Source organism: Burkholderia sp. AU45274, from assembly GCF_030482505.1.
In the GTDB taxonomy this organism is placed as follows: domain Bacteria; phylum Pseudomonadota; class Gammaproteobacteria; order Burkholderiales; family Burkholderiaceae; genus Burkholderia.
Window position 1 is genome coordinate 419,816 of sequence record NZ_JAUJQE010000007.1, and the last position, 6,601, is coordinate 426,416.

Sequence of the window (6,601 nt, forward strand, 5' to 3'; positions counted from 1 at the left end):
CGCCGGCAGTAGATTGACGATCGGTGTGCACGCGCGCGATGTGCAACTCACCGACCGTGTCGACGTCGACGACGGATAGCGCGAGCCGTGCGCATTGCGGGGCGGTATTGCTCACCACTCGATTCACCGTGCAGGCGACGGTACTCGCACGAGTGCGCAAATGCGTTGCGTGTTGCTCACCGCACTGCGCTCACCCCTCACCGATTCACGCAGTCACGACCCGGCGCGTGCGATCACGCCGGGCATGAGCGTCAGCCCGCGATCCGCGCGGCGATCGCCTCACCCACTTCCTGCGTCCCCGCGTTGCCGCCGAGATCGCGCGAATGCGGCCCCGTGCGCAGCACGTCCTCGATCGCGGCGACGATCGCATCGTGCGCTTCGCGTTCGGGGCCGGCGCCGTTGCCGAGGAAGTCGAGCATCAACGCTGCCGACCAGATCATCGCGACCGGGTTCGCGATGAATTGCCCCGCGATGTCGGGCGCGGAGCCGTGCACGGGTTCGAACAGCGAAGGAAACTTGCGGTCGGGGTTCAGGTTCGCCGACGGCGCGATGCCGATCGTGCCCGTACAGGCCGGCCCGAGATCCGACAGGATGTCGCCGAACAGGTTCGACGCGACGACGACGTCGAAGCGGTCAGGCTGCAGCACGAAGCGCGCGCACAGGATGTCGATGTGCTGCTTGTCGACGGCGATGTCGGGATAGCGTTCGGCCATCTCGGCCGTGCGCGCGTCCCACCACGGCATGCTGATCGCGATGCCGTTGCTCTTCGTCGCGACGGTGAGGCGTTTCGCGCGCCGCTGTGCGAGGTCGAACGCGAATTTCAGCACGCGCTCGGTGCCGTGACGCGTGAAGATCGACTGCTGCATCACGATCTCGCGTTCGGTGCCTTCGAACATCGTGCCGCCGACCGACGAATATTCGCCCTCGGTGTTCTCGCGCACGATCATGAAGTCGATGTCGCCCGCGCGGCGGCCGGCGAGCGGCGACGGCACGCCGTCGAACAGGCGTGCGGGCCGCAGGTTGATGTACTGGTCGAACTCGCGGCGGAATTTCAGCAGCGAGCCCCACAGCGAAATGTGATCGGGCACCGTCGCCGGCCAGCCGACCGCGCCGAACAGGATCGCGTCCATGCCCGACAGTTGCGCCTTCCAGTCGTCCGGCATCATCTTGCCGTGCTGCGCGTAGTAGTCACAGCTCGCCCAGTCGATCTGGACGAAGTCGAAGCGGACGCCGAAGCGCGCAGTCACGGCGTCGAGTGCGCGCAGGCCCTCGGGCATCACTTCGCGGCCGATACCGTCGCCGGGAATCACGGCAATCTTGTAAGTCCTGTCGGTCATGCAAATCTCCTTGGCTGGGCGCCCTGCAGCCTGGGGCGGTAGCGGCGCGTTACATCATTCTATTTATTTCCATTCAGATTAAAATCACGCGAAAGGTCAATTGACTCTCCACGAATCGTGAACAAATCGCCGAATCTGGACGACCTGCGCGTGTTCAGCCTGGTCGTCCGCCTGACCAGCTTCAGCGCGGCCGCCGAGCAGCTCGCGGTGTCACCCGCCTATGTCAGCAAGCGCATCGCGTTGCTCGAGGCGCAGCTCGGCACGCGCCTGCTGCATCGCTCGACGCGCCGCGTGACGGTCACGGAAGCCGGCGAGCGCGTGTACGCGCGCGCCGAGAAGATCCTCGACGACGTCGATCATCTCGTCGAGGACGTGTCGACCACGCGCACGGTGCCGCGCGGCACGCTGCGCATTTCGAGCAGCTTCGGCTTCGGCCGGCACATCATCGCGCCGGCGCTGCTCGACTTCACCGCGCGCTTTCCGCAGCTGAACGTGCGGCTCGATCTGTTCGACCGGCTCGTCGATGTCGCGGGCGAAGGCTACGACCTCGACGTGCGCATCGGCGACGAGATCGCCGATCACCTGATCGCGCGCCGCCTCGCCGCGAACTACCGCGTGCTGTGTGCCGCGCCCGACTATCTCGCACGGCGCGGCACGCCGCGCTCGCTCGCGGATCTCGCGTCGCACGACTGTCTGGCCATCAAGGAGCGCGATCACCCGTTCGGCGTGTGGCGGCTCAACGTGCGCAGTGAAACGGCAACGGTGAAGGTCGGCGGCGCGCTGTCGACGAACCATGGTGAAGTGGCCGTGCAGTGGGCACTGGCCGGGCGCGGCATCGTGTTGCGTTCGATCTGGGAAGCCGCGCCGCTGATCGAACGCGGCGCACTGTGTCGCGTGCTGCCGGACGCCATCCAGCCCGCGAACATCTGGGCCGTGTATCCGGAACGTGTCGCGGCGTCGGCGAAAGTGCGCGTGTGCGTGGATTTTCTGGTGGAGACGCTAGCCGGCTTGAATGCCGCCGCGGGTGACGAGACGGCTTGAAACCGGCTAAAGGTGAGCTTTTACGGGGGCATGTGCGGAACGTCGGCAGGCATTTGTTTCCGGCTCGCAATCACGTCGCGAGCCGGTAGCGTCGAACGGTTGCCCACGCTTCGCGGCCGCAATGTGCCAGGCCGGCCGACGATGGTGCCCGCACGCGGCTTACGCCGCTTTCGCCACGTCTGCCGCGCCGAGCATCAGGTCGAGATTCTGCACGGCCGCGCCGGATGCCCCTTTGCCGAGATTGTCGAATACGGCGGACAGCAGCACCTGGCCGTGATCCGCATTGACGAACACGCCGAGCTTCAGGTCATTGGTGCCGTTCAGTGCTTGCGGATCGAGATGCGTGATCGCGTGTGTTTCCGCGAGCGGCGTGACGTCGACGTGACGCGCGTCGGCGTAATGGTGCGCAAGACACGCATGCAGCTGCTCACCGGTCACGCCGGCAGGAAGCAGGCGCAACTCGATCGGCACGGTGAGCACGATGCCTTGCCGATAGGCACCGTAGGCCGGCACGAACATCGGACGATTCGTCAGACCGGCATGCAGCTGGATCTCCTGCACATGCTTGTGCGCGAGTGCGAGGCCGTAGACCTGTAGCGGTTTGGCTTGCGAAGCATCGTTCGACTCGAATGCGTCGACGGCAGCCCGTCCGCCGCCCGAGTACCCGGAGACGGCATGGATGCTCACCGGGTAGTCGCGCGGCAGCAGGCCGGCCTGTTGCAGCGGTCGCAGCAGCGCGATCGCGCCGGTCGGATAGCAGCCCGGATTGGTGACGCGCCGTGCGTGCGCAATCGTCAGTGCGTGCCCGCTCGCCATCTCGGGAAAGCCGTAGACCCAATCCGGCTGCGTGCGATGGGCCGAACTCGCGTCGATCACGCGCACCGCCGGATTCCGGATGAAGCCGACCGCCTCGCGCGCGGCCGCGTCGGGCAGGCACAGGATCGCGATGTCGGCTGCGTTGATCGCTTCGGCGCGCCGCACGGGATCCTTGCGTTCGGTGTCCGGCAGCGTGACGAGCTGCAGGTCGTCACGCCCGCGCAGGCGTTCGTGGATCAGCAATCCGGTCGTGCCTTGATCGCCGTCGATATAGACAGTGGGCTGGCTCATGAGGGTCGCGTTCCTTCGGTTCGGTCGTCGGGAAAGCCGTATCGTCCGCCGAACACCTAGAATAGGAAAAGTTGAATTTGCTGACTGCGAGATTCAGTTTTCTTGAACGAGAGGTGAAGGATGCGAGAGATCAGCCTGGACCGCCTGCGCACGCTGGTCGCCATCGCGGACCACGGGTCCTTTGTCGCGGCGGCGCAATGGCTGCATCTCGCGCCGCCGACCGTCAGTCTTCACATTGCCGAACTGGAAAGCCGGATCGGCGCGCCGTTGCTGTCCCGCACGCGTGGCAACGTGCGGCCGTCTGCGATCGGTGAAGTGCTGGTGGAACGGGCGCGCCGCCTGCTGGCCGAGGTCGAATCCACGCTGGACGATGTGCAGCGGCAGGTGCAGGGGCTGTCCGGGCGCGTACGCCTCGGCGCATCGACCGGGGCGATCGCGCACCTGTTGCCGCAGGCGGTGGCCCGGTTACGCGACGCGCATCCGGATATCGATGTGCAGATCGCGGTGCTCACGTCGCACGACACGCTGGCGCGCATTGCGCAGGGTACGCTCGACGTCGGACTGGTGGCGCTGCCGCAGACGGCGGTCGCGGGGCTGTCGATCCGCGCGTGGCGACGCGATCCCGTGATGGCGTTTCTGCCGGCGGACTGGCCGCTTCCGGCGCGCGTGACGCCCGGCTACCTGGCCGCCCGCCCGCTGATTCTCAACGATGCGACCACGCGCCTGTCGCGGCTCACGACGGAATGGTTCGCGCTCGGCGGCCACCGGCCGGAGCCGCGGATCGAACTCAACTACAACGATGCGATCAAGAGCCTGGTCGCGGCGGGTTACGGCGCGACGCTGTTGCCCCATGAAGCGGGCGCCCCGCTACCCGATGCACGCATCGTCATGCGGGCGTTGCGCCCGGCGCTGTGGCGTGAACTGGGTATCGCGCATCGGGCGGGGCCGGTCGAGCGGGCGACCCAGCACGTGCTCGATGCGTTGTGGGCGCTGAAGGCGCGCTAGCGCGCGCACGACGGGACAGCCTGCGCGGCGGTTCGTGCCGGGCGCACGTGCGCATTCGCCGAGCGTCGTGTCAGAGCCGGTTGTCCTTCGCGAGCGTCAGCACGCGCGCCCAGCGCTGCGCATCGCGCTTGTCCGTCATTGGCAGCTTCCATTCGCTGCGCACGGCGTCGCGCACGCGCACGACGAGATGCCAGCGGCCGCCGATCGGTGCGGCCCGGCAGCCGTCGAGCTGCGACAGCGTATAGCGGCCGTCCGCGCCGTCGTGCGACAGCCACAGCAGCCCCTGCGTCGCGGACACCCGCAGCTCGCCCCACGCGCGATGCACGACGTGGGTCCAGCCTTCTTCCTTCGTATTCGGTGCGATGTCGCGACGGCGCTTGATCCACCAGGCGACGAGCGCGATCAGGATCGCGGCGGCGAGCACGGCGGCCGCGATCGCAACCGGCTGGCCGAACTGCGCGGCGATGACGTGAAACAGGTGAACCGCGCCCCATCCGAGAGCGATGAGCGCGAAGAGTGCGATGAAGATCGGCATGGCGAATCGGAGAAGAGGACGGACCGGCGCATGCATCGCGCCGATCCGTCGCACACGGCATTACCGCTTGCGGTGAATGTCGTGCGTCACGAAGCCCGCGTCGTTGTTGGGCAGCGCGAGGCCGTCCTTGACTGCGAGCGTCTTGCGGATGTCGTCGAGACCCGCGGTCCAGTGGTCACGCATCGTCGACAGACCGAACTGATAGTCCTTGTAGTGATGCTCGTACGCCTTCTGCTGGTAGATCAGGTGCTGGATGTTGTACTTCTTGCTGCACGACATCGCATCGGCCTCGATGCACCACGGATCCGCCTTGCGCTGCTCTTCCGGCACCTGGTCGAGCACGTGGCGCAGCACGTTGCGGTAGCGCTGTTCGCGCTGCAGCGTGTCGGTGACGAAACGCGTGCGGCTCGAATACTGCACGTCCTTCGTGCGCTCGGCGACGTCGGCCATCGTGCGCGGCAGCGGCCCGCGTGCGCTCCACAGATCGACCTGGAACGCGAGCGTGTCGCGGCGCGGCCGGGCGCGGAGCACTTCCATCAGCGGCGTATTCGACACCACGCCACCGTCCCAGTAGTACTCGCCGTCGATCTCGACAGGCGGGAACGCGGGCGGCAGCGCGCCGGACGCCATGAAGTGCTCGGGCGCGAGACGGATGCGCGAGTTGTCGAAGTACACGAAGTTGCCGGTACCGACGTTGACCGCGCCGACCGACACGCGCGTTTCGCCCGAATTGATCCGGTCGAAATCGCACAGCTTCAGCAGCGTCGCGCGCAGTTGCGACGTGTCGTACCAGCTGATCTTCTCCGGATGATCCGACACGCCCGGCAGCGGCGGCGGGAAGCGCGGCACGAAGAAGCCCTGCTGGCCCTGCATCATCGCGCTCGCGGCCTGCGACGCGGTGAAGAACGTGCGGACCTGGTCGATGCTGTTGAACAGCGCGAACTCGAATGCGGCCGGAATCGTCGGGAAGAACGCCGGCTTGCAGATCGTTTCCCAGAACTCGCGCAGCCGCTCGACACGATGCTCGGGCGCATTGCCCGCGATCAGCGCGGTGTTGAGCGCGCCGATCGAGATGCCCGCGATCCAGTCGAGCGGGATGCCCGCCTCGTGCAGCCCTTCGAACACGCCGGCCTGGTACGCGCCGAGCGCGCCGCCGCCTTGCAGCACGAGCGCGATCGTCTCGTACGGCAGCGTGCGCGCGGCGGCCGGTGCGCCGGCCTCGTGATGCAGGTCCGCCGCATCGACGGCCTGCTTTTCGGTGCGGGCGTGCGGCTTCATTGCATGAACCAGCCGTGGCTGACGATGAACGACTGGCCCGTGAGCGCGGCGCTCGGGAAGGCCGACAGGAACAGCACCGTCTGCGCGACGTCCTGGACGGTCGTGAACACGCCGTCGACCGTATTGCCAAGCATCACCTTCTTCACCACTTCCTCTTCGCTGATCCCGAGCTCCTTCGCCTGCTCCGGAATCTGCTTGTCGACCAGCGGCGTGCGCACGAAGCCCGGACACACGACGTGCGAGCGCACGTTGTGCTTTGCGCCTTCCTTCGCCAGCACGCGGGCCAGGCCGAGCAGGC

7 protein-coding genes are annotated in these 6,601 nt (G+C 67.1%); 2 read left to right on the top strand and 5 right to left on the bottom strand.

Annotated elements, in window-relative coordinates; genetic code table 11:
* Nucleotides 1-251: 251 nt before the first annotated feature.
* Nucleotides 252-1,337, bottom strand: coding sequence for a tartrate dehydrogenase (locus tag QZM35_RS25940; protein WP_089475959.1), 1,086 nt, complete (start codon nucleotides 1,335-1,337; stop codon nucleotides 252-254).
* Between the two features lie 117 nt (nucleotides 1,338-1,454).
* Here QZM35_RS25940 and QZM35_RS25945 point away from each other — a divergent pair, with 117 nt between their 5' ends.
* Complete coding sequence (locus QZM35_RS25945) at nucleotides 1,455-2,378, top strand: LysR substrate-binding domain-containing protein (RefSeq protein ID WP_301777062.1); 924 nt, start codon at nucleotides 1,455-1,457, stop codon at nucleotides 2,376-2,378.
* Nucleotides 2,379-2,537: 159 nt separating this feature from the next.
* On the opposite strand, the gene argC is transcribed toward QZM35_RS25945, so the two are convergent.
* The gene (gene argC / locus QZM35_RS25950; RefSeq protein ID WP_301777063.1) at nucleotides 2,538-3,485 is read right to left on the bottom strand and encodes an N-acetyl-gamma-glutamyl-phosphate reductase; all 948 of its coding nucleotides are present in this window, start codon (nucleotides 3,483-3,485) and stop codon (nucleotides 2,538-2,540) included.
* A 120-nt stretch (nucleotides 3,486-3,605) separates the two neighbouring features.
* Here argC and QZM35_RS25955 point away from each other — a divergent pair, with 120 nt between their 5' ends.
* Entirely contained in the window at nucleotides 3,606-4,490 is an 885-nt protein-coding gene (locus QZM35_RS25955; protein ID WP_089431911.1) for a LysR family transcriptional regulator, read from the top strand.
* A 70-nt stretch (nucleotides 4,491-4,560) separates the two neighbouring features.
* Here QZM35_RS25955 and QZM35_RS25960 read toward each other — a convergent pair whose 3' ends face one another.
* The 3 genes from QZM35_RS25960 to QZM35_RS25970 form a co-directional block, all read right to left on the bottom strand.
* Nucleotides 4,561-5,025, bottom strand: a complete 465-nt coding sequence (locus tag QZM35_RS25960; RefSeq protein ID WP_089431912.1) for a hypothetical protein — start codon at nucleotides 5,023-5,025, stop codon at nucleotides 4,561-4,563.
* 60 nt (nucleotides 5,026-5,085) lie between these two features.
* Entirely contained in the window at nucleotides 5,086-6,303 is a 1,218-nt protein-coding gene (locus tag QZM35_RS25965) for a patatin-like phospholipase family protein (protein WP_174976032.1), read from the bottom strand.
* Nucleotides 6,300-6,601, bottom strand: a 302-nt coding sequence (locus tag QZM35_RS25970) for an SDR family oxidoreductase (protein WP_155741367.1), incomplete at its 5' end; no start/stop codon positions are given. The genes QZM35_RS25965 and QZM35_RS25970, both read right to left, overlap by 4 nt.